The sequence below is a fragment of the Shewanella sp. SR1 genome (assembly GCF_020447145.1).
Taxonomy (GTDB): Bacteria; Pseudomonadota; Gammaproteobacteria; order Enterobacterales; family Shewanellaceae; genus Shewanella; species Shewanella baltica.
On record NZ_JAJAEF010000018.1, the window covers coordinates 1 to 23649 of the forward strand.

16 protein-coding genes and 1 pseudogene are annotated in these 23649 nt (G+C 46.7%); 10 read left to right on the top strand and 7 right to left on the bottom strand.

Features of this window, described 5'->3' with window-relative positions; translation table 11 throughout:
• A pseudogene (locus tag KV201_RS15910) lies at positions 1–690 on the top strand (IS3-like element ISSba5 family transposase); the annotation flags it as partial.
• Between the two features lie 791 nt (positions 691–1481).
• On the opposite strand, the gene KV201_RS15915 reads toward KV201_RS15910, so the two are convergent.
• Complete coding sequence (locus KV201_RS15915) at positions 1482–2492, bottom strand: sugar-binding protein (protein ID WP_226059894.1); 1011 nt, start codon at positions 2490–2492, stop codon at positions 1482–1484.
• Positions 2493–2890: 398 nt separating this feature from the next.
• Positions 2891–3169, bottom strand: a complete 279-nt coding sequence (locus KV201_RS15920) for a hypothetical protein (RefSeq protein WP_006082790.1) — start codon at positions 3167–3169, stop codon at positions 2891–2893.
• A gap of 602 nt (positions 3170–3771) precedes the next feature.
• Here KV201_RS15920 and KV201_RS15925 point away from each other — a divergent pair.
• Together KV201_RS15925 and KV201_RS15930 are read left to right on the top strand one after the other, a co-directional pair.
• Complete coding sequence (locus KV201_RS15925) at positions 3772–5103, top strand: DEAD/DEAH box helicase (protein WP_226059895.1); 1332 nt, start codon at positions 3772–3774, stop codon at positions 5101–5103.
• A gap of 231 nt (positions 5104–5334) precedes the next feature.
• Positions 5335–5919 (top strand): GNAT family N-acetyltransferase, encoded by a 585-nt coding sequence (locus KV201_RS15930; protein ID WP_226059896.1) that lies wholly within the window; start codon positions 5335–5337, stop codon positions 5917–5919.
• Positions 5920–6450: 531 nt separating this feature from the next.
• Here the strand turns inward: KV201_RS15930 and KV201_RS15935 are convergent.
• On the bottom strand, positions 6451–8604 hold the full coding sequence (locus tag KV201_RS15935; RefSeq protein WP_226059897.1) for a TonB-dependent receptor: 2154 nt from the start codon (positions 8602–8604) through the stop codon (positions 6451–6453).
• 311 nt (positions 8605–8915) lie between these two features.
• Between KV201_RS15935 and KV201_RS15940 the strand changes: the two genes are divergently transcribed.
• The 6 genes from KV201_RS15940 to KV201_RS15965 all read left to right on the top strand — a co-directional run bounded on the left by KV201_RS15940 (position 8916) and on the right by KV201_RS15965 (position 17003).
• The gene (locus tag KV201_RS15940; protein WP_226059898.1) at positions 8916–9725 is read left to right on the top strand and encodes a M48 family metallopeptidase; all 810 of its coding nucleotides are present in this window, start codon (positions 8916–8918) and stop codon (positions 9723–9725) included.
• Positions 9726–9942: 217 nt separating this feature from the next.
• Positions 9943–10560: an FKBP-type peptidyl-prolyl cis-trans isomerase gene (locus KV201_RS15945; protein ID WP_006082786.1), complete on the top strand. Its 618-nt coding sequence runs from the start codon at positions 9943–9945 to the stop codon at positions 10558–10560.
• A 71-nt stretch (positions 10561–10631) separates the two neighbouring features.
• Positions 10632–11444, top strand: a complete 813-nt coding sequence (gene dapB, locus KV201_RS15950; RefSeq protein WP_006082785.1) for a 4-hydroxy-tetrahydrodipicolinate reductase — start codon at positions 10632–10634, stop codon at positions 11442–11444.
• 168 nt (positions 11445–11612) lie between these two features.
• A complete protein-coding gene (gene carA / locus KV201_RS15955) occupies positions 11613–12788 on the top strand; it encodes a glutamine-hydrolyzing carbamoyl-phosphate synthase small subunit (RefSeq protein ID WP_115334026.1) in 1176 nt (391 codons plus the stop codon).
• Between the two features lie 27 nt (positions 12789–12815).
• Positions 12816–16040, top strand: coding sequence for a carbamoyl-phosphate synthase large subunit (gene carB / locus KV201_RS15960; RefSeq protein ID WP_226059899.1), 3225 nt, complete (start codon positions 12816–12818; stop codon positions 16038–16040).
• 216 nt (positions 16041–16256) lie between these two features.
• Positions 16257–17003 carry an RluA family pseudouridine synthase gene (locus KV201_RS15965; RefSeq protein ID WP_226059900.1) on the top strand — a complete coding sequence of 249 codons (747 nt, stop codon included), beginning with the start codon at positions 16257–16259 and terminating at the stop codon, positions 17001–17003.
• A gap of 87 nt (positions 17004–17090) precedes the next feature.
• On the opposite strand, the gene KV201_RS15970 is transcribed toward KV201_RS15965, so the two are convergent.
• From KV201_RS15970 to KV201_RS15985, 4 genes are all read right to left on the bottom strand, one after another.
• On the bottom strand, positions 17091–17864 hold the full coding sequence (locus KV201_RS15970; RefSeq protein ID WP_011847556.1) for an ABC transporter substrate-binding protein: 774 nt from the start codon (positions 17862–17864) through the stop codon (positions 17091–17093).
• A 215-nt stretch (positions 17865–18079) separates the two neighbouring features.
• On the bottom strand, positions 18080–19168 hold the full coding sequence (locus tag KV201_RS15975) for a methyl-accepting chemotaxis protein (protein ID WP_011847555.1): 1089 nt from the start codon (positions 19166–19168) through the stop codon (positions 18080–18082).
• Between the two features lie 260 nt (positions 19169–19428).
• On the bottom strand, positions 19429–20802 hold the full coding sequence (gene mgtE, locus KV201_RS15980) for a magnesium transporter (RefSeq protein WP_226059901.1): 1374 nt from the start codon (positions 20800–20802) through the stop codon (positions 19429–19431).
• Positions 20803–20821: 19 nt separating this feature from the next.
• The gene (locus tag KV201_RS15985; protein WP_226059902.1) at positions 20822–21529 is read right to left on the bottom strand and encodes a hypothetical protein; all 708 of its coding nucleotides are present in this window, start codon (positions 21527–21529) and stop codon (positions 20822–20824) included.
• A 786-nt stretch (positions 21530–22315) separates the two neighbouring features.
• On the opposite strand from KV201_RS15985, the gene KV201_RS15990 reads away from it, so the two are divergent.
• Positions 22316–23542 (top strand): endonuclease/exonuclease/phosphatase family protein, encoded by a 1227-nt coding sequence (locus KV201_RS15990; RefSeq protein ID WP_226059903.1) that lies wholly within the window; start codon positions 22316–22318, stop codon positions 23540–23542.
• The last annotated feature ends 107 nt before the right edge of the window (positions 23543–23649 follow it).

Consider the following 23649-nt stretch of genomic DNA (forward strand, 5'->3'; position numbering starts at 1 on the left):
ACGATAGCGCAATTAGTGACTAACAAAGGGATTGGTCTCAGTCGTTATCGAGCCCGTAATCTAATGAAAAAGCTTGGGTTATTAAGCTGTCAGCAGCCTAAGCATTCTTATAGAAAAGCGAAACAAGAGCATGTTGCAATACCCAATACGCTTAATCGACAGTTTGCAGTAACTCAACCAGATCAAGTGTGGTGTGGCGACGTGACGTATGTTTGGGTCGGTAATCGCTGGGCCTATCTAGCCGTTGTTTTAGACTTATTTTCCCGCAAACCTGTTGGATGGGCTTTGTCATTATCACCAGATAGTGAGCTGACCTGTAAAGCTTTGAAAATGGCATTTGAGTTAAGGGATAAGCCTGAGAATGTGATATATCACAGCGATCAAGGTTCGCATTACACAAGCTTGAAATTCAGACAATTAATATGGTGTCTTCAGATTGAGCAAAGTATGAGTCGCCGCGGGAATTGTTGGGATAACGCACCAATGGAGCGTTTCTTTAGAAGTTTGAAATCTGAGTGGATACCCGCCAGTGGTTATGGGAATTTTACAGAAGCAGATAAAGAGATCACAAATTACATCACTGGATATTACAGTGAGACCAGACCCCATCAATATAATGGAGGGTTAACGCCAAATGAGTCAGAACGTTTATATTGGAATGACTCTAAAACCGTGGCCAATTTTACTTGACCACTACAAAGGGAAGTACCGCTCTATCTAAATAAATCTATAGAAACAGATATAAATGAGTATTGGGATGCATGCTTTTATATGTCAGATCTTTCAGCGCGTACCAGTTCTGGTCGCTTAAGCCCTAAAGAGGCACAAAGTGTCGAGGAGTGTGAAGCCATAGAAAAAAGGTTGAGAAGCTCGATCAAGTGCAAATTTGAGTCCATTATGAAGTCGCCACTATAGAAATTTAATGAAAAGAAAGGACATATATGGCATCTCATGTGTTTATCAAGGCCAATGCCTTACTTTGTTTAAACTACATCTACATCTACATCTACATCTACATCTACATCTACATCTACATATTCGATAATTTACCTTGCAAAACGTGGCAGTCAAAAAAGATTGGGCAGGCAGCATTCTTTGAGATTAACTGTTAACACTATAAATTCAGAAGTTCACCTTCCCCTGCGAAGTTGCCGCGGGGCGTTGGAATAAATTACGTGAGTCTCGCCATGGATGGCGAGCTAGCTTTCGTAGGTACATGGACGTTGCCTTCGGAAGCGATAGCAATTTATCCATAAGACCAAGGCCAGTAATCAATGCATGTAACTTCGCTAGGGGCGTCATGGAGCATCCAAGGAGGATAGGACGAGCAGTCCTCCTTGGTCGGGTGTGGGGTGAAGCCCCACGACTTTGATTTTGATTTAAAAATTCAAACGAAGTTTGGAAATGGAGTATGCGTGAGCCATCAATTATAATCAATGGCTCCTTTGAGAGGTGTACTGGCCTAATCCATCATTTTGGTGTCACATTCCGATACGTTTGTCGCAGGTGTCAGCGTTTTGAGGAGTGCAAAACGTAACAGGTGTGTATATTGTTTCTTCATACTTTTGTTTTGTGACAATTTTATAAAGCGTCAAAATTGCCTGTCTTCCCATTTCATATGGATTTTGACCCACATTGACATGAGCAAGACCATCTTTCAGCATAGTTAACTGCTCTGGAGATGTATCGGTAATAATAATGACGATTTCTTTGTTATTAATTTTTTCTTGGTATGGAGCAATCATTTCACGATAGAGCGCATCATTATTTTGTGCCCAACCACCTACTGCGATAAAAGAGTCTGCCTTCACAGGCTTACCTTTCATCACTGACTCCATTTGTTTAACGGCTTGACTAAGTTGATCAAAATTAAACAAAGGTTCTCTAACTTCTGTCCAGCCTAAATCGCCATTAAGCAATTCACCAGGAGGAGCATCGTATTTTTTTCCTGATAAGGCGGAACGTACACCCATAAGTCTTAAATTCAGATTGGGAGAATCTGGCCGCCCAGAATGCATTATCAGAGTTCCCCCATTTGGCCGTAGTTTTTTTAACTGTTCACCCAATGATTTACCTAGTTCAAAATTGTCTGTGCCTATATAAGCGAAGCGTAAATTCTTAGGTTCTTCTTTGATAGAAGCATCAAAATCAGAGTCATAGGTAACAATTGGAATTCCGGCTTCTTTGGCTCTTTTTAGGCTATTTTCAACCAGATATTTAGACTGCGTAACCGCGACAGCGATACCATCGATACCTTCATCAATCAGTTGATTTATTACCTGATCTTGCAATCTAACATTGCTAATTTCAGGTCCTCGATATATACATTCTACGCCTTCTATTTGAGCCGCTGCATCTATACAGCCATTTTTGCTTTGATCAAAAAAAATACTATAAAATTTAGGCACAACAGCAAATTTCAGCTCTTTTCCATAGGCAGAGGATATTGGTAATTGACTTAATGCAATGAACAACAAAAATAATCTCACCACACTTCCTCCTAAAAATAATGAGACAGCGACTTAAAGCTTTACAACAGAATGTAGCAAAAGAATGGATTTAAAGACATGAGATGCAACGGTGTTATTGAACATTATTGATCTGAATCAGTAATTCACCATATTACGCTTAGAACGTAATAAAAAAATGGGACAGGCATGAGTTTGATGCCTTAATAATTTGCCGATAAGCACAAGGAGCTTTCGACTCTGCAGTGGGGCGGCAAGGGAGATCCTAGAGCGGGATTGCTGTTGATCCCCTCTTGGTCGATTCTCTAATAAAAATCAGGGGTGAAGCCCCACTACATTGATTTTGATTTAAAAATTCAAACGAAGTTTGGAAATGGGGTAAGCGTGAGCCATCAATTATAATCAATGGCTCTTTTGAGAGGTTACTCTTCTGGAACAGTAAATGCGGCTTCGGCTTTCTCTAACTCTTGCTCGGTTTTAAGCTGAAACGCTTGCTGCTTTTTAAGTTTGGCTTCTTCTTCAAGTGCCGCTTCTCTTTGTTTAAATTCGTGTCTCTCTGGTTTAGTCAGAAACTTAAACGCGAGCTTGTTGCCTAGCACGTAGGCGACGACGTCTTCGCCCTTTGTGCGGCGTTCATCGACGCGTTGTGAAAAACGGGCGTTATCGCGGGCTTTACGTTCTTCGGCATTTAACTTACTCATAATCTGTTCTCCTCATTTAGTTAATCACGGTAGTGTTCCACTACGCTCAGTTAAACAAATGAGTTGTGTTGCACATTCATAAAGCTGATTGGGCGGGATTCTACCATAAGCGCTCACGAAAGCTGTGGGATTAAAATCTACCATCCCATCACCTGCGTTAACTTTGCGCACATCAGAAAGATGCGTCAGGAGTCTCTTTTAAGATACACCACGAACACCTAAGCGACAGGAATACATCTATTCCTGCGAACTGGCCGTTAGACATGGACCTTGTCGGCAAGGGAGATCCAAGAGGGGATTACAGTTGAGCCCTCTTGGTCGACTCTTGATTTAACATCAGGGGGTGAAGCCCCACGACTTTGATGTCGATTTTGATTTGATATTCGGTTTAGAAATTCAAACGAAGTTTAAAACTAGACTTTCTTAACGGCGTAACGTAAATGCCGTAGCAGTATTGTTGCAAACAGTATTGTTGCAAACCATATCGTCGCAAACAGTACCGTTGCAAACTGGCCAAGGCTTGCGTAAAAGCCGAAACAACATTGGTATTCACCGCCAACTCTCAGTAAACTTTCGCTCCCATGTTTTGATCCGGTGCTGTGATGACCTTTCCTAAGCTTTCTTCTTCCCCTGAGTCGTTAACTTTTGCTGAGCTTGGCTTAAATTCGGCGTTACTTAAGGCTTTGCCTGCAAGTCTTAAACATCCGACTCGGGTGCAGCAACTCGCGATTCCGGCCATTCTTGCGGGACGGGATTTGTTAGCCTTAGCACAAACCGGTAGCGGGAAAACCTTAGCTTTTGGTTTGCCAGTTCTACAACAACTTTTGTTGCAACAGCAAACACAGTTGCAGGGTGCCAAGTCGGTGCAGGCCCTAAATGCTCTGGCGTTAGTGCTGGTGCCTACGCGGGAATTAGCGCTGCAAGTGACTGAAGCGTTGCAAGCGGTGGCAAGTCAGTTATCGGCTTCGTTGAACATTCAGCTTCTGTGTGGCGGCGTCCCCTTGGAAGACCAATTAGTAGAACTCACTGCCAAGCCGCAGGTGTTAGTGGCAACCCCTGGGCGTTTACTGGATTTATGCAAACAGCCCCACATCAGCCTAGATTCGATAAAACATCTTGTGCTGGATGAAGCTGACCGCCTGCTGGAAATGGGATTTTGGCCTGATGTGCAAAAGCTGATGGCATTTATGCCTAAGCTTAAGCAAACCTCGTTGTTTTCTGCCACCTTGCCCGAGGCGTTGGATACATTAGCGGACAAGCTGCTGGTGAATGAGCCGCTACGGGTCGAAGCCCACAAGGTGAATTCAGTGGCAGGTGAAATCGAAGAACAATTCTATTTAGTCAACAAGGGCAGTAAAGCGCAGGTATTGATTGCGCTGTTAAAACACTATCAATGGCCACAGGTGCTGGTGTTTATCAGCGCCCGTGATGATGCTGATGCCGTCGCTAAACGGCTCGCCAAAGCGGGGATGAAAGTCGCCGCGCTGCACGGTGAAAAAGATCAAGCCGTACGCAGCCAAACCTTGGCCGACTTTAAAGCCAATCGGATCCAAGTATTAGTGGCGACTGACTTGATGGCGCGCGGCATTCATGTTGATGCCTTGCCAGTCGTTATCAATTTGGACTTGCCTATGAGCGCGCCTGTGTATGTGCACCGCATTGGCCGCACCGCCCGCGCTGGCGAAAAAGGGCTGGCGATTTCCCTCGTATGCCACGGTGAAATGGCGACCTTAACGGCGATCCGCAGTTTGACCGCGCGGGAGTTACCGCTGGCATTATTGGCTGACTTTCCGGTCACGGATAAGCCGAGTGAAAATACCAGTGATGGCACCGCAGATAGCAAGGTTGAGCGTAAGCGACCACCACGTGATAAACAGGCGAATCGCCGTAGCATCAATAAGCACAGCGCTAAAGAGTTTAAAGGTAAGCGCTGAGCTTGAGGCTATTCATTATGAAGCTAGAGTAGAGTCATAGTGAAACTGGAGTGATGCAATCCTGAAACAAGAGTGAAGCCATCCTCAAGCAAAGAGTGAAGCTATCCATAGCGTTTAAGCTTGGCGTGCTGCTATCACTAAACCGATAACAGAATAAAGCGCATTGGCTGCTGTTAACGCTTTCGCTCTGGGTGTAACTTAGTGACTTATTGACATTAAGGGAGCTAAGTTATGGCATCGACATTGGCGTTAAGCAAAGCACTTCATAAAGTGGTGAATAACGGTTTAACGACTGAGCACTTTGTACTTAGGCCATTCCAGCGAGCGGATCTTGAGGCTTTTACCGCCTATCGAGCCGACACTAAGGTCGCCCAATATCAAAGCTGGACGGATTACCGCTATAGCGATGCAGTCGCGCTGTTCGACAATATGGATTACGCACAATTTGGTGCGGCGGATACGTGGTTTCAACTTGCGATTGTCACTGCCGCGTCGGGAGCAACACCGACCGCGCTCGTTGGCGATCTGGCGCTGCACTTTATTGATGAGCAGCAGGTGGAAATCGGCTTTACGATTGCGCCTGAGCATCAAGGTAAACATGTCGCTTTTGAGGCCGTCAGCGCATTGCTGGATTACCTCTTCATTGAATTACATAAGCATCGCGTTATTGCGATCACAGACGCACAAAATCTTGCCAGCTGTCGCTTACTCGAAAAACTCCACTTTAGGCGCGAAGCCCATTATGTGAAAAACATCTTCTTTAAGGGCGTGTGGGGCGATGAGTATCTCTACGCTTTGTTAAAAGAAGAGTATTAATAAACTAAGGCAAAAACAAAACCGCATAAAAGAATAACGGCACAAAGGTAGCTAATGCGTTTTTCATTTCGAGTAAATTGACTAAGCCTTGGATCATCTTGTGTAGAGAGAAAGCCATGTTGTAGTGACTCGTGAATGTAGGCACTTCTGGCTGTTCTGAGTCGGATTTTCATCGGATTCGCCGAAGCTTTATGCCATTCTTCTGGATAATACTTTTCAACGTGACGCTGGATTTTAGCAAAATTTTTAAATTGAACGACTAACAGAATAGTTATACATAGGTTCGCGATTACGATGAAATACATGATGGTAAAGAGTTTATTCAATAAAGACAGATAGCTAAATTAATCTAATGCAGGCTTAAAAATCTAGCTGTAACTTTTTAGATCGTTAAAGTCCGACTTTTGTATGAGCCATATATGAGCCATTGACCTGCGGGTTTTGTACTTGGTGTAGAGTATGAAGCCAAGCAGAATGCCCAATCCCATTTGGCTTCATTTACTCTTTGATTAACTCTTTTTCGAGAGCATCTTAAAACTGATAGCTCACGCCGACATTCATTGTCGTCCCTAAGCCTTTAGTGTTGTAGCCTTTAAAGGTAAAAGATTGCGAGCGGGCAGAGTAGTAATCTTCGTTGAACAGGTTTTCCACACCAAGGGATAAAGTCCAATCATTTATTTGGTAGCTACTGCTCAAATTGACAATGTTGTAATGCTCAACGGGGCCTTGGCTGCCAACATATGCACCATTAATTGGCTCGAATCGGTCGCGATCGCCGATATATAAATAGGCAAGGCTAATATTGCTGTTGTCTGTTGGTTGCCAGTCTAAGGTAGCGGTAAATTTAGGTGGTGAGATGATTTGCCCGTCTAAATACTCATCTTTTTCGGTATCTTTACCTTCGACAAAACTATAGCTCATGCCAGTGCTGAGATTGTCTAACCAAGCGTAACTGACTTGTGCTTCGTAACCCCAAATTTCTTGCGGGGCACGAATAGGAACATACGCACCTGATACTGCGTCGTATTTGCTGCTGGTGCCGAGTTCTGATTCGCTAAAAAAGACGGCTAGTTCATAGGAAAAGGCATCAACATAGCCTGAAATGCCTATCTCATAGTTATCAATAATGGCTGCCTGTGATTTGATTAAGGCGATGTCATTGACTGCCGCAGCGCGTAACAACAAACCAAGATCAGAAATATCTGCTCCTTGGGAATAACTGATAAACGGGCTAGCAAAGCTGCTGCCTGTATAACGTAACCCTAAGTTATAGGTGGTGGCGTTAAAGCCGAGGTCTCCACCTTTAACATCAATCGATTCGGTACATTGAGTCGCACTCGCACACAGTTTTAACGTGCTGTAATCTTTAACACTTAAATCCACACTATCCTGACGAACTCCCGCCTTAATAACCCAATCATCAAATATCACCCATTTAGTTTGCAGATAGAAAGCAAGATTGGTCATGTCCATTTCAGGCACCCAAATGCGCCCATCCTCAAGGGGCTGACTGCTGACATCCTGCAAAGCATCGACCCCATAAACAAAATTGGTGACTATGTTGTCCCAATCGACCTCGGTATTAAAGTTGGCGCGTAAGCCAATTTTTTCAGACAGAATAATCGATTGCCCACCGCTGTATCCTTCTGATGGATTAGCGAGTGAGGAAGAGAAGAAAAACATGTTATCAATTTTTTGGCCGTAGGCGTCTAACACCATTTGTGTGCTATCTAATAATGCATCGTCCACATACTTCAAGGTAACGTTATGGTTACCCTTAGGTCCCTGTGGTTCGCCGAGTTTAGGCTTGCCTGAGGTATCTTTAATGGCGTAGGTTTTAACGCCAGAATTGATACTGCCACTGACATCAACTAAGTCTGCATCCTGTTGTGCTTCGTAGTAGTTGTAGGTGAATTGCAATGACTTTGCATCAGTAAACTGGTATTGCAATTTGGTAAATAGGTTTTGTGTTTTCGTTTCGGATAATCCATAAACTAGGCCTGGTACGTCACCTTCAGCATCACGCTGTAGGCCCGTTTCTTCGGTCACAGCATTTAATACATAACTGAACTTTTCAAGTGAGCCATCCACTCCAGCATTAAAGCGATAGCCAGCGCTGTCTTCAAATTTGACTGTGCTGAATTTACTCGAGGCACCAAGATTCACTTGTGCTTTACTGTCGCCAGGTTTCTTGGTGATGTAGTTGATAATACCGCCTGCTGCACCATTACCGTAAATCGAGGTTGCACCTTTAATGACTTCGATACGCTCTATGGCGTTCGCATCTACTGAGCGCATATCAAGCGAGCCATTACGCAATGGTGTCGATTGCGGTACACCATCAATCAGTATGAGTGCCTTACGGCCACGTAACGTTTGCCCTGCATTACTTGAGGTTCCTGAAGATGGCGCTAAGCCAGGGACTCGCATTGCTAGAATATTCTGTAGCTCGGAACTGACCTTGAGATCTTGGTTGAGCGTGGCGTTATCAATTAAGGTGACAGAGGAGGGGACTTCATCAATACGCTCCACGACGCGACTTCCCGAGATAATCAGGCGCTCAATGTTTGCAGGTGGCGTGGTAGAGGTCTGTGGTGTGGTGGCAAAGGCCATACCTGACAATAGCACTGAACCAACTAAGGCATAACGTATTGAAGCAGCACAGGGGGTGAGCGCGAGTCGCATAGTAAATCCTATATAAGTGAGAGCGGAGTAAAACATAGCTTGAGTCCAACTAAAGGCTGACCTACCAAGCATGAGGCGCACGAATGATAATTATTATCGAGTAGTTTTGCAGGTTATTTACATTTGTTAATTTTTATGGGGATCAATCTTTTTCTTTCATGGTGATGGTAAAAATGATGTTGAGTCACTTTAATGGTATTGCATCGACTTACATTTGGCTTATCGGTTCTATCTCAGTAAAATCTTTCCATTAGTTGAGCCCGTTTGGCTCAAGGATCTTCAAGCCCGTCATGGGATTTAAGGAGTGCCACATGAAATCAATGTGTTTAGGCTTAGTGGGTTTGGCGGTCGTGCTCGGATTATCGGCCTGCGCGACCACGCAATCGCCAACGGGGCGAGGGCAGACTTTGCTCTTTTCAGCGGCGCAGATGCAGCAGATGGGTGATGCTTCTTTTGAAGAGATGAAAAAGCAGCAAAAGGTGAGTAGCGATAAAAAGCTGACGCAATACGTGAATTGTGTCGCCAATCGGGTGACGGCAGTGCTGCCGGATCAAACCCAGCGCTGGGATGTCGTCTTGTTTGACTCTGAACAAGTTAACGCCTTTGCACTGCCAGGTGGCCATATTGGTGTGTATAGCGGTTTACTTAAGGTCGCCAATGGTCCTGATCAGCTTGCCACTGTGCTTGGTCACGAAGTGGCGCACGTATTGGCGCAACATGGTAACGAGCAGGTTTCTCGCGGACAGTTAACGGGCGTCGGTATGCAAATAGCCGATGCGGCGTTGGGGGCGAGTGGTGTGTCGAATCGCGACTTATATATGTCGGCGTTAGGACTAGGCGCTCAGGTTGGGGTGATTCTGCCCTTTGGCCGCGCTCAAGAGAGCGAGGCCGATGTGATGGGCTTAGAGCTGATGGCGAGAGCCGGTTTCGATCCGGCGCAAAGTGTGACCTTATGGCAGAACATGTCGAAGGTGGGCGGCAGTCAGGGGCCAGAATTATTATCGACTCATCCATCGAACAGTAATCGCATCGCTCAGTTGCAACAACTGCAAGGGCAGATGCAGCCACTCTATGCCAGTGCGAAAACCCAGGTGAAAAACCAATGTGTGGCGCCGAAATAAGCTGCACGCTGCATAGCGAAGTGCCACTTAGCTGAGTGTTAGCGGTTGTTTTCTGGCCGATATGCGTCCTTAGCCTATTTACGCTTTTGGATAAATACGCAATAAGTGTGTAAAAAAGCCGCCTTAGTTAAATAAGCAGTCAGTTTATCAGCATAGGTCGCGGAACTATGGTAAACTGGCGCGCAAAATTCCACTGATAAATTGAGAGTCGTTAATTATGTCTGATAAATTCAGTACTGTTGAACAGCAAGCAAGCTACGGTGTAGGCCGTCAAATGGGTGAGCAACTGGCCGCCAATTCTTTTGATGGTGTGGATATTCCAGCCGTTCAAGCGGGTTTAGCCGATGCGTTTGCCGGTTTAGAAAGTGCTGTGTCTATGCAAGATCTGCAAGTTGCGTTCACTGAAATTAGCGGTCGTATTCAAGCTGCTCAAGAGCAAGCTGCTGCAGCTGCGTCTTCTGAAGGCGATGCCTTCTTAGCTGAAAATGCTAAGCGTGATGGCGTGACTGTGACTGACTCTGGTCTGCAGTTCGAAGTTTTAGTCCAAGGTGACGGTGCTACTCCAACTTACGAAGATACAGTGCGTACTCACTACCATGGTTCTTTCATCAATGGTGATGTGTTCGATAGCTCTGTAGTTCGTGGCCAACCAGCTGAGTTCCCAGTATCTGGCGTTATCGCTGGCTGGACTGAAGCATTGCAACTGATGCCAGTAGGCACTAAGTTGAAATTATTTGTTCCACATCACCTAGCTTACGGTGAGCGTGGCGCGGGGGCATCGATTCCTCCTTATTCAACTTTGGTATTCGAAGTTGAATTATTAGATATCATCTAATATTGATAAAACGCCTAAGCCTGTCTTAGGCGTTTTCTTATGGAAGACAAAGAAAGATTGAGGAGATTGAAATGAGTGGACAAGTGAGAGTGGCAATCGTCGGTGCCGGTGGTCGTATGGGACGCACTCTTATTGAAGCGGCTTACAATCACGACCATATATTGCTGGGTGCCGCTATTGAGCGCGCTGGCTCTAGTTTAGTGGGCGTGGATGCGGGTGAGCTAGCTGGTGTGGGTAAATTAAAGGTCATGATCATGGATTCGCTGGATTACGCGACCGATGATTTTGATGTCTTGATTGATTTCACTGCGCCAGACGCCAGTATTGTCCATTTAGATTGGTGTGTGCGCCATAAGAAAGCCATGGTGATCGGCACAACCGGTTTCAATCATGCTCAAAAAGAACAGATCAATGCCTTTGCCGAGCAAACGCCGGTAGTGATGGCGCCGAATATGTCTGTGGGTGTCAACCTGATGTGGAAATTGCTCGAGCTGGCTGCCGAAGTCATGGGTGATTACACTGATATCGAAATTATCGAAGGTCACCACAGACACAAAAAAGATGCGCCGTCGGGTACAGCCCTGAAAATGGGTGAAGTGATTGCTAAGACCTTAGGTCGCGATCTTGAGAAATGTGCCGTGTATGGCCGCGAGGGGATCACGGGTGAACGTGATCGTGAAACCATAGGTTTTGCGACTATTCGTGCTGGTGACTTAGTCGGTGAACATACGGCGATGTTTGCCGATATCGGTGAGCGTTTAGAGATCACCCATAAAGCCTCGAGTCGTATGACCTTTGCTAACGGCGCTATGCGCGCCGCCCACTGGCTAGTGGAGCAAAAGCCGGGCTTGTATGATATGCAGCAGGTTTTAGGTTTGCATTAATATTAAAAACGCCGATATGGCGTTTTTTTTTGCACCCAGATACCAATGGGTGGACGGTTTCGCGTTTTTCCTGTAAACTCGCTGGAATTTGTCAAAATTTCGTAAATTAGCGGAAATTGGTATCTTAACATAACATAAAAACATTATATTTCAGTGGCTTGGCTCTTTATGGAGGTCGCGTTGACAAAGTCTGCCTTACTCGTACTCGAAGATGGAACTGTATTCTCTGGCACAGCAATTGGTGCCGATGGTCTCTCTGTTGGTGAAGTTGTTTTTAACACTTCCATGACAGGTTACCAAGAAATTTTAACTGATCCATCCTACTCACGCCAGATTGTAACATTAACCTACCCACACATAGGCAACACTGGTACCAATGATGAAGATGTTGAATCCGATGGGGTTCACGCTTGTGGTCTTATCATTCGTGATCTTCCGCTCATCGCAAGTAGTTTCCGCAATCAACAAAGCTTAAGTGATTATCTCAAAGCGAACAATGTCGTTGGCATAGCAGATATCGATACCCGCAAGTTAACTCGTATTCTCCGTGAAAAAGGTGCACAAGCCGGTTGTATTATGGCAGGTGCAGACTTAGACGAAGCAAAAGCGCTCGCCGCTGCCAAAGCCTTCCCCGGTTTAAAAGGCATGGATCTCGCTAAAGAAGTCACAACTAAAGCTGCCTATCCATGGCGCAAAGGTAGCTGGCGTTTAGTGGGCGGTTTACCTGCAGATACGCCAGCAAATGAGCTTAAATACAAAGTAGTAGCCTACGACTACGGCGTTAAGCAAAACATTCTGCGTATGTTAGTGGACCGCGGTTGCGACGTCACCGTTGTGCCAGCTAAAACCTCTGCCGCCGACGTGCTGGCGATGAATCCCGATGGTGTGTTCCTTTCGAACGGCCCTGGCGATCCAGAGCCATGCGATTACGCAATTGAAGCAATTCAACAGATCCTGAAAACCGACACACCGATTTTCGGTATCTGTTTAGGTCATCAGTTGTTAGCTCTGGCCTCAGGTGCAAAAACCTTAAAGATGAAGTTTGGTCACCACGGTGCAAACCACCCAGTGAGCAACATCGAGAAAGGTAACGTGATGATCACCAGTCAAAACCACGGTTTTGCTGCCGATGAAACCACGCTACCCGCCAACATTAAGGTGACGCATAAGTCGCTGTTTGATGGTTCACTACAAGGTATCCATCTTACGGACAAACCTGCGTTCAGCTTCCAAGGTCACCCTGAAGCGAGCCCGGGCCCGAACGATGCCGCACCTCTGTTCGATCACTTTATCGAGCTTATTGAACACTATCGTCTTGTAACGAAAAGTCAGAACGCCAAGTAGTACGCTAGCTAGGAGAAGAGAGAAGCAATGCCAAAACGTACAGATATAAAGAGTATTCTTATCCTAGGCGCCGGCCCAATCGTGATTGGTCAGGCATGTGAATTTGACTATTCTGGCGCACAGGCGTGTAAAGCGCTGCGTGAAGAAGGCTACCGTGTCATTCTGGTGAACTCTAACCCTGCCACCATTATGACTGACCCAGAAATGGCCGATGCTACTTATATCGAGCCGATTCACTGGGAAGTGGTCCGTAACATTATTGCTAAAGAACGCCCAGACGCGATTCTGCCAACCATGGGCGGCCAAACCGCACTGAACTGCGCATTAGAACTCGAAGCTAAAGGCGTACTGAAAGAATTTAACGTCGAGATGATTGGCGCGACCGCCGATGCCATCGATAAAGCTGAAGACCGTAGCCGCTTTGATAAAGCGATGAAAAGTATCGGTCTTGACTGTCCACGTGCGGGCATTGCCCACAACATGGAAGAAGCTTACGGTGTACTCGATCAAGTGGGTTTCCCTTGTATTATCCGTCCATCCTTTACTATGGGTGGCTCGGGCGGCGGTATCGCCTACAACAAGGAAGAGTTCGAAGAGATCTGTTCACAGGGCTTAGAGTTATCGCCAACGAGTGAACTGCTGATCGACGAATCACTGATCGGTTGGAAAGAATACGAGATGGAAGTGGTCCGTGACCGCAACGATAACTGCATTATCGTCTGCGCCATCGAAAACTTCGATCCTATGGGTGTACACACTGGCGACTCTATCACAGTTGCGCCAGCGCAAACCCTGACAGACAAAGAATACCAAATCATGCGTAATGCCTCTATGGCCGTACTGCGTGAGATTGGTGTTGAGACCGGCGGTTCGAACGTACAGTTTGGTATCAACCCGAAAGATGGCCGTATGGTTATCATCGAGATGAACCCACGTGTATCGCGCTCTTCAGCATTGGCATCAAAGGCAACGGGTTTCCCGATTGCGAAAATCGCCGCTAAGTTAGCGGTTGGTTTCACCCTTGATGAGCTGATGAACGACATCACTGGCGGTCGCACGCCAGCGTCATTCGAGCCTGCTATCGATTACGTTGTGACTAAAGTGCCACGCTTTAACTTTGAAAAGTTTGCTGGCGCCAATGATCGCTTAACCACACAGATGAAATCTGTGGGTGAAGTGATGGCGATTGGCCGTACTTTTCAAGAGTCACTGCAAAAAGCATTACGTGGTTTAGAGGTTAGCCGTAACGGTTTAGACCCTATCACTGACATGTCTAAGCCTGAGGCGATGGCGCGTATTCGCCTTGAGCTGAAAGAGCCTGGTTGCGACCGTATTTGGTACATAGCCGATGCGATGCGTGCGGGGCTGAGCTTAGATGAAATCTTTAAGCTGACCAATATCGACCCTTGGTTCCTCGTACAAATCGAAGAGCTGATCAAGCTTGAAGGTGTGGTTGCTGAAGTTGGGCTGGCTGGTCTGGATCATGACTTACTGCGCAAACTGAAACGTAAAGGTTTTGCTGATGCGCGTCTGGCCGATGTATTAGGCGTGAACGAAGCCGAAGTGCGTAAGCTGCGTGACAAGTTTGACCTGCACCCAGTCTACAAGCGTGTGGATACTTGTGCGGCAGAGTTTGCAACAGACACAGCTTACATGTACTCAACGTACGAAGAAGAATGTGAAGCTAACCCATCGACCCGTGACAAAATCATGGTGTTAGGTGGCGGGCCAAACCGTATCGGTCAAGGTATCGAGTTCGATTATTGCTGTGTGCACGCGGCGTTAGCGCTACGTGAAGACGGTTATGAAACCATCATGGTGAACTGTAACCCTGAAACCGTTTCAACCGACTACGACACTTCAGACCGTCTGTACTTCGAACCTGTAACACTGGAAGACGTATTAGAAATCGTCCGTATCGAGAAGCCAAAAGGCGTTATCGTGCAGTACGGTGGTCAAACGCCATTGAAATTGGCCCGTGCCTTAGAAGCCGCTGGCGTACCTGTCATTGGTACTAGCCCAGATGCAATCGACCGCGCCGAAGACCGTGAGCGTTTCCAGCAAGCGATTCAACGCTTAGAGATGAAACAGCCTGAAAACGATACCGTGACTACGGTTGAAGGTGCTGTGATTGCCGCTGAGCGTATCGGTTATCCGTTAGTTGTGCGTCCATCCTATGTACTGGGCGGCCGCGCGATGGAAATCGTCTACGACAAGCAAGATTTACTGCGTTACTTCAACGAAGCCGTGAGCGTATCGAACGCGTCGCCAGTACTGCTCGATCGTTTCTTAGATGATGCGATTGAAGTGGATATCGACGCAGTATGTGACGGTGAAATCGTGGTGATTGGCGCGATTATGGAGCATATCGAACAAGCGGGTGTTCACTCAGGTGACTCAGGTTGTTCGCTGCCGCCATACACGCTAAGCCAAGAAATCCAAGATCGCATGCGCGTTCAAGTCGGCAAGTTGGCGATGGAACTCGGTGTTGTCGGCCTGATGAACGTACAGTTTGCCGTGAAAGATAACGAAATCTATATGATTGAAGTTAACCCACGTGCTGCCCGTACTGTGCCATTTGTGTCTAAAGCAACAGGTGTGCCTTTAGCTAAGATTGCCGCGCGTGTGATGGCGGGTCAAAGCTTAACGTCGCAAAACTTCACTAAAGAAGTGATCCCACCTTTCTACTCAGTGAAAGAAGTGGTGTTGCCATTTAACAAGTTCCCGGGTGTTGACCCACTGTTAGGCCCAGAAATGCGCTCTACCGGTGAAGTCATGGGCGTGGGCGATACGTTCGCCGAAGCCTATGCCAAGGCGCAGTTAGGGGCCACTTCTGAAGTGCCTAAGTCGGGTCGTGCGTTATTGTCTGTGCGTAACAGCGATAAGAAACGCGTTGCCGATTTAGCGGCTAAGTTAATCGAGCTCGGTTACCAAATCGATGCCACTCACGGTACTGCGATTATCCTTGGCGAAGCGGGTATCAACCCACGTCTAGTGAACAAGGTGCACGAAGGTCGTCCACACATTCTCGATCGCATCAAGAATGGTGAATACACTTATATCGTGAACACTACCGAAGGTCGCCAAGCGATTGAAGATTCTCGTCAATTGCGCCGCGGTGCACTGCGTTACAAAGTTAACTACACGACGACCATGAACGCTGCATTCGCCACTTGTATGGCCCATGCCGCTGATGACCGTACTAACGTGACGTCAGTACAAGAACTGCATTTACGCGTACTGGCTAAATAAGCCACAGCGTTAATGCCGTGAATTAGAGGGCCGCATAACTTAGGTTATGCGGCCTTATTATTTAGGCCTGTGTCTGTTTTGCTCAATTCTTGAATTTGTTTTATTGAGTTACTTAGTCTGTTTTACTGAGTTTTTGAGTTTGTTTTATTGAGTTGTGCAGTTTGTTTTGAGTATGACTTAACTCATTTGATTTCCTACTTAGGTTGCCTGAAAACTATGTCTGCTCCTGCCGCCGATAGCCTTGCCAAAGTTGATACTTTTATTGCGCCGCCTTGCCTCGGGCAAATACGCGTGCTTTATCAAGATAGCGACATTCTGCTGATTGATAAGCCGAGCGGATTATTGAGTCTGTCGGGGAAGAATCCGCTCAATCTCGATTCAGTGCATTATCGCTTAGTGCAGGATTTTCCGACGGCCACTTTGCTACACAGACTCGATTTTGGCACTTCGGGCATCATGCTGGTGGCACTGAATAAAAGCGTGAATGGCTTGCTGACCAAGCAGTTTCAGGCACGCACGGTCGAGAAGCGTTATACCGCCTTGCTGCACGGACATATCGCCGCTGACAGCGGGGTGATTAATCTGCCGATCGCTAAAGATGTCGATCATTTCCCACTACAAAAGATTTGCCACAGTACAGGTAAACCTGCGATCAGCGAATATCGGGTGCTCGAGCGGTTAACCGAGCCTTTCGCCACGCGGGTCGAGTTTACCCCGGTTTCTGGCCGAACCCATCAACTGCGGATCCACAGTCAGCAATTTGGTCACTCGATTCTGGGGTGCGATCTCTATGGTGGCGTGGGTGAGAGTGTGGCAGATAAGGCCTATAACGCTGATGCACCTGAACCAGACATCACTAAGATGACGAGTAACAGTAGATTAATGCTACATGCGACCCGCTTAGCGTTTGATCATCCTATCACGGGTGAGCGTATCGACTGGATTTGCGAGTGTCTTTTCTAAGAGCTTGCTAAAGAGTTATAGAGTTTTGTGCTTAGCACTTAGAAATCAAAACATAGCACTTAGCACTTAAAACGTAGAGCAATAGGTTTAGTTGCCAAGTCCGATACGTTCGGTCTGCATTGGCGGCGCATCGTTGGGGAGCCAAGTATGGTAAATCGTTGCGAAGGTGCCATCCGCTTTTATTGCTTCTAGGGCGCTTTTCCACTGCTCGATCACCTCATTGGGCGTGCCTTGTGAGAAGGCAATGTAAAGATGGTTAGCGCTAATCGTGAAGAGGGACTCTACATCATCAATACTCGCGCCAGCATCCGACAAAATACTTGGCGCAGTGAGGTTGGCATTACACCAAAGATCGATGCGGTGCTTCATCAATTGTTTCGCACTCAACAAGGGCGTTGATGAGGCGGCGACATTGGTAAAGCCGTGTTCGGTAAGCAAGCGCTCCTCCACTGAGGCACGATAGACGCCAATTGCCTTCGCCGTTTTAGCATCTTCTATCGAGGTAATTTTTATGCCGCTATTTTTTAAGGCATAAAAATTGGTCGTGCCGACGGCAACGGGTCCTATCATAGTAAACATCTGCTCCCTTTCTGCGGTGCGCGTCATAGTGAACAACACAGTGTTGGGCTGCTCGGTCAGCATTTTCCAGCCGCGAGCCCAAGGTACGACTTTAATTGGATCTGGGTTCTTGATGCGTTTTTGAATTTCTTCTACGACTTGCACCGCTAAACCAGCAGGTTTGCCATCGATAGAGAAACTGATCGGTGACCATTCTTCTGTATAGATGTTTAGCGGCTGTGCGCGCAGGGGAAAAGCGCCGCAGAAGATAAGTGATAGCAAAAAGCTTGTGACTAGTTTCATTAATAACCCTAAAAATTAGAATGTTATAATTGAGTCTCACTGCTTGCTCTTGAAACGATTAAAGATGAACGCTGTGTTCAAATCAAGTATAGCTAGGGGTTCATTTTCTAAGAGTAAATTTAATATACCGTTTTGAACGATAAAAAAAGAGCGCGAGTATGGCGCTCTTAGGTGGGTATTTTTATCAATGCTGACTTAAGCCTGTTCGATAAACATCAGGCTCGATAAACGTCACGCATCAGATTATCAATGCAGTGGACAACACGCATACTGGCGTCTTCCATCGAATGCAGTTGTTTAACCATTTCAGGCAGATTACCTTTTTGCCTGGCATTGAGCGCAGCTTTACCCGCTTCGTGCACCGCTTTATGTGGTGCATCTAAGGCTTTGAAGTTACTCAAATGCTGATAATTCTCAGCACCAAAACCTTTGAAATACCATTGTCCGAGACGGCACTCAGTGTGTGAGTTCACACTATGGTTATGCTGTGGTTTTTCAATTAATTGATATACGCTGCTTTTCCAGACCGCGTGGTCAAGTTTCGTGGTATTTAAGAATGACGCGGTAGCAGCGTTATGGATTACCTGCTGCATTTGCTTTGAGCGATGCAGTACATCTTCAACCACTTGGCCGATTTGGGTAGAAGAGCTGGCAACATCGATAGCGCTGCTTTGATTGTTATGGACAATTTCTTTAATTTCAGCCGCTTGAATGACGATTTGTTTCACGAGTTTTTCAATGTGGCTACTGGCTTCGTGGGCTTTACTGGCAAGTTGGCGCACTTCATCGGCAACTACTGCAAAACCGCGTCCTGCTTCACCTGCGCGGGCGGCTTCAATAGCGGCATTCAATGCCAGCAAGTTCGTCTGTTCTGAGATACCTTGAATCGCGGCAACAAACTGGTTGATTGAAGAGGTCGTCGCATCTAGCTCAGTAACGGCTTTCATGCTGCTCGACGCTTGCTCATTAATATAAGTCGCTCTAGTGCCTAAACTTGCCACGGCGATGCGGGTTTGATCAAAAATCTTATCAAGTTCTGACAGTGAATCCTGTTCGGAGGTAAGTAATTCAGCACTGTTGGCTAAACCTTCGCGCACCGCATTGAGCATTTCTCCACCTTGGTTTTGGCAGGCTATCACCTCAGTGTAGTGATCCGCATTTTGCCGCGATTGCTGCTGCATAGTCTCATTTTCACGGATCATGCCACGCAGTTCATCGATTTCATTTTGGCGTTGTTGTTCTAGTTGGATAAGCCGCTCTTTAAGCGCCTTATTTTCAGCTTTGAGCTGGGAATTAAACCACATAAAAAGACCTCTAGCGTCGCAAGGACTATGGCTATTGCTTATCGACTTACAGTGACAGGGCTCAGCGGTAAATATTGCAATGTTAATAAAAAGTAAAACCATTTAGGTGTTGAAATATTAACTGATCCTTGCGCTTTATTCTTAATTTTTTTAGGGTTATTGCTGCTTTTGTGAGTTGCCATAAGTAGTTTAGTACTATCGAATGATAAGCGAACCACGCTAAGGTTAACTTAGCTTGGTTCGCTTTGAGGTTTTATGCTCTATGGCATAGGTAAGTCGAGTACCACAGTGGCAATGCTGAAATATATAAGCACGCCTATGATGTCGGCGATGGAGGTGATCAGTGGCGCACTTGCCGCCGCAGGATCCATCTTTAACTTGCTCAGTAAGAAGGGCAGTGACATACCTATCAAGCTACCAATAATCACAACAATTTGCATAGTGAGCGCAACAACCAGCGCGATTTCAGGGTCGCCGCGCCAGAAGCCTAGCAGTGATACGGCGGCTGCCATGCTGGCACCTAATAATCCGGCGACAAATAACTCACGCCCTAACATAGATAGCCAGTCCTTGAGTACCACTTCTCCCGTGGCTAACCCGCGTACCATTAAGGTCGCCGATTGTGATCCCGCATTACCGCCGCTATCGATCAGTAGCGGCAGGAAGAAGACCAAGGAAACATAACTGGCAATCGTGTCTTCGAAGAAGGCGATACCTGCCCCTGAGAAGATATTACCAAAGACCAAAATCACCAGCCAAACCACGCGCTTGCGGTAGAGTAAGCCTATGCTGGCGGTCTTGAGGTTATGGTCAATATTGCCGATGGCCGCGGTTTTCGTGAACTCAAGATCCGCCTGTGAGCTGGCAATATCCATAGCATCATCATAGGTGACGATACCGACAAGCTGGCCTTTACCATTGACTACAGGCAGCGCCATCAAGTCGTAATGGGCGATCATCTGCACCGCTTCTTCGCGAAACGCATTGGCATCGAGCGCGACGGGGTCGGGCTTCATAAAATCGACCACTCGCTCGTGCGGCTGCGCCAGCAATAGCTGTCTTAAAGACACAGTACCAATCAAGCGACCTAACATGTCCACCACATAGGTTTGATAAATGGTTTCCTTATCGGCGGCCTCAGTGCGTAGGGTGTCAATGGCTTCTGCCGCAGTATGGCGGCTATTGAGCAAGGTGTAATCCGAAGTCATGACCGCGCCGACCTTCGCTTTGTCATAGGCGGCGAGGGTGCGCATATCTTCCCGTTTGGCCAATGCGAGCACAGGTAAAATGGCCGCTTGCTGGGTTTCATCGAGCAGATTGTAAAGGTCGGCACGTTCATCGGCCGCCATGTGCACGAGCAGCGCAGAAAGCGTGGTTTTTTCTAGCTGCTGAACTAAGCTCGCCTGCAATTCGTCGGTCAGATAGCGAAACAAATTGGCGCAAACCTTAGGTGAGGCCAGTTGCAACAATAGGACTTGTTGCTCTTGATTAAAGACGTCAAATACCGCTGCAATATCGGCAGGGTGGCGCTTTTCGGCTAATTCAGCCATGGCGCTGGCACTGCGTTGCTCGATAATCATTTGCAGGTTATGGATGATTTTTTTAGTGTTGTTTGTGCTGTTATTCATGTTCATAGTTCATTCTCTCAACGATCTAGTGACCAAAGTAAAAGGTGATGTCTGCGCCAAGTTGCAGCGCGTTGCCACGAAGGGCATTGCCTAAGCTCAATTCCAGCTGTAGCTGTCGTTGCGGCGTGTGTTGATAGGCGAACTGATAGGCAGCCTCACTCAACTCTTTTTGATAAAGCTCGGCTATCACGCGATGGTGACTACTGAGTTCATAGGCCGCCGCGATGCCCGCAAGTAATTGGGTCGATTCATTAAACTCATGGGTAAAACCTAAGTTGGCATACAAGCTGACATCGGAGTCGCCTAAGGTTTTGCCAACAATGCCGAAGGCTTCGGTGGCAAATCCGTTGCCGTTATCGAGGTTTTTCTGCAAGTTGATCACCACTGCGCTGTGCCAATCATCCTGTTGCCGATCTGAATCGGAGTGGGAATTTACGTTGAGCGGTAGCTTGATACCGAATTCAGCCTGCTCCTCACGATTATCGTCATTGGCATTGGATGCTAATCCTAAATGCCATTCCCATTGATTGCGGCTGCAAGTCGTGGTTGCGTTAAATTGTGGGCGAGCATGATCCGACCTAGGTTGTTGCCAGCCGAGTTCTAATTCGCAGTGTTCTGCGAGGGCGGGATCATCCACTTCGAGATGGGATGCTGCCGCACTCATGCTGTAGTACAAGCTGAAACTTGCACAGGATAAAGACCGCAAAATTGCTGCGTTGTTTATGTAAGCCATGTTAAGGCTCCTCAGGTGTAAACCCTTAGGTGTTAATCCATCGGGTAAACGGAGGGTACTGAGGCAAAAACTTGCTTTGAGATGCAAAAAATACACATAACTGAACCCCAGCGAATATGCTGGAATTGCGAAAAGCGCAGCCATAGGCTCAGGCTTTATGGTTTGTGATTGATATTTTGGGGGAGGCGGAGTGAAGAATGGTTCACACTACTACCCTGCTTAGCAGGTAGCAGCAAAATATTGCGGGCTAGTGCTAGGCGTTAAATCCTGTCTTTTGGACAGGGCATCTACTGTCGCTTATGTGTGTGCCCACAGTGGGTCTCCGCAATGATTAAAAGTCGCCATCATTCTAATGGGCCAAAAGTTAAAGTCAACCGCACAAGTCGTTACCTATGTTTTTGTTTAAATTTAGATTTTAATTAAATGTTAACATTATGATGCTGCTTAGGTCTGTGTATGGTTATTGGGCTGCTTGATGAATTTATGTACAGTGGTTTGTTGTTGATTTGTTTGTTTTATGGGCGTTGGCTGTAATGCTGTCTCTATGAGGTGTCTAATCTTTATTATCGGATATCGGGCATTGGGTATTGGGTATTGATGTCTCGGGATCGGATATTGATGCGTCGATTAAGTTTGGCTAACACCTTATCTCAAATGGATTATTTGGCATTGATGCGCATCGGGTATACCCTTGTTGTGTCTGTACCTGTGAGTCAAAGTGATCATTCAGACAGGTTCAGACAGGTCAAGACTGGTCGCCGTATTCAGATTTGGAGGTATTAAGCTGTGGCACACAATATCGATGTTGATGAGTTGGACTCCATAGCTGTGGCTGTTGAGCATAATGATATCGCCCAGATGAGAGTCGCCAATATCAAGATAGCCAGTATCAATCTGTTTAACTTTATTGAGCCGCCTTTGGCTTACTACGACTTTGAAAATATCTATAGCCATGGCCAGTGGCAGAAAAAGTGCCAATGGCTGAGTGAGTTTCTCGCCCATCGTCAGCCCGATATTGTCGGATTTCAAGAAGTGTTTAGTCCTGAACCGCTCAAACGAATCGCCAGCGAGCAAGGGCTAGTGCATTTTGCTGTCATTGATGCGCCTACCCTTATCAGTGATTACATTTATCGCAGCCCTGTGGTCGCGCTTGCCTCCCGTTATCCCATAGTGGAAATCAGCAGTGTCGAACCTGATGCGCGCTTAGTGGCGGCGATGGGATTATCGAGTGAATTTGCTTTTAGCCGTAAGGTGCTGCGCGCAACCGTTGAGGTGCCGCACATTGGTAAGTGTGATTTTTATGTGGTGCACTTTAAGTCTAAACGCGCCGGATTAGCGCTCGAACCTAAGCTATTTGAACATCAGCCACTTGAACCTAAGCGATTTGAAAATCAGCCCCTAGGATTCGATAACTCGGCGCCCGCAGCGAGCATGAAACTGCATTCAGAAACTCAATTACTCACAGAGCAAGCCTTAGGCCGCTGGGCATCAACCATGCAGCGCGGCGCGGAAGCTGCGTTATTATTCAATGGCATATTAGTACGCAGGCAAGCATCTAAACATCCCGTCATAGTGATGGGAGACTTTAATGACAGCCTGACGATGGGCGCTTTAGATGCGCTAACGATACAGGGCGAGAGCCTTCACAGTAATGATATTAAAGCCGCTGGCCTTGGGCATTTATCGGATGCGGCGTTAGCGGCGGTGTTTGCTCAATATCAGCTTAAGGATGCCTATGAGTTATGTCTTGAGGCCAATCAGCAGGACAGTTTGACGGGCAATATCGCTTTCCATAGGGAGCACAGAGCGGCGACCCATTACTACGGCCCCAAAGGTTCTGTGCTGGATTATATTTTGCTTTCGAGCGAGTTCGATGCGAGCCATGGCCGCAGTTTGGCGCAAGTGGTGGATTATCAAACCTGCGACAGGCACTTAGTCAGACCCGAATATGAGCGCGATGCCTACAGTACTGACCATGCGCCAGTGATTGTTGAGTTGGCGCTGCGGAGTTAATTAGTCATTCAGTTGAGCTCGCTAAATCAAGCCAAATAAAATAACTTAAACTCACTCAAGTTAATTCACTTTAAATCAGGCTAGCACTCAATCTCCAAACCGATTAG

What these genes read in the sequence shown, in the direction of transcription:
- KV201_RS15920 (WP_006082790.1), bottom strand. Translation starts at nt 3,169, where the DNA reads ATGAGTAAGTTAAATGCCGAAGAACGTAAAGCCCGCGATAACGCCCGT.
- KV201_RS15925 (WP_226059895.1), top strand. Translation starts at nt 3,772, where the DNA reads ATGACCTTTCCTAAGCTTTCTTCTTCCCCTGAGTCGTTAACTTTTGCT.
- KV201_RS15930 (WP_226059896.1), top strand. Translation starts at nt 5,335, where the DNA reads ATGGCATCGACATTGGCGTTAAGCAAAGCACTTCATAAAGTGGTGAAT.
- KV201_RS15935 (WP_226059897.1), bottom strand. Translation starts at nt 8,604, where the DNA reads ATGCGACTCGCGCTCACCCCCTGTGCTGCTTCAATACGTTATGCCTTA.
- KV201_RS15940 (WP_226059898.1), top strand. Translation starts at nt 8,916, where the DNA reads ATGAAATCAATGTGTTTAGGCTTAGTGGGTTTGGCGGTCGTGCTCGGA.
- KV201_RS15945 (WP_006082786.1), top strand. Translation starts at nt 9,943, where the DNA reads ATGTCTGATAAATTCAGTACTGTTGAACAGCAAGCAAGCTACGGTGTA.
- dapB (WP_006082785.1), top strand. Translation starts at nt 10,632, where the DNA reads ATGAGTGGACAAGTGAGAGTGGCAATCGTCGGTGCCGGTGGTCGTATG.
- carA (WP_115334026.1), top strand. Translation starts at nt 11,613, where the DNA reads ATGGAGGTCGCGTTGACAAAGTCTGCCTTACTCGTACTCGAAGATGGA.
- carB (WP_226059899.1), top strand. Translation starts at nt 12,816, where the DNA reads ATGCCAAAACGTACAGATATAAAGAGTATTCTTATCCTAGGCGCCGGC.
- KV201_RS15965 (WP_226059900.1), top strand. Translation starts at nt 16,257, where the DNA reads ATGTCTGCTCCTGCCGCCGATAGCCTTGCCAAAGTTGATACTTTTATT.
- KV201_RS15970 (WP_011847556.1), bottom strand. Translation starts at nt 17,864, where the DNA reads ATGAAACTAGTCACAAGCTTTTTGCTATCACTTATCTTCTGCGGCGCT.
- KV201_RS15975 (WP_011847555.1), bottom strand. Translation starts at nt 19,168, where the DNA reads ATGTGGTTTAATTCCCAGCTCAAAGCTGAAAATAAGGCGCTTAAAGAG.
- mgtE (WP_226059901.1), bottom strand. Translation starts at nt 20,802, where the DNA reads ATGAACATGAATAACAGCACAAACAACACTAAAAAAATCATCCATAAC.
- KV201_RS15985 (WP_226059902.1), bottom strand. Translation starts at nt 21,529, where the DNA reads ATGGCTTACATAAACAACGCAGCAATTTTGCGGTCTTTATCCTGTGCA.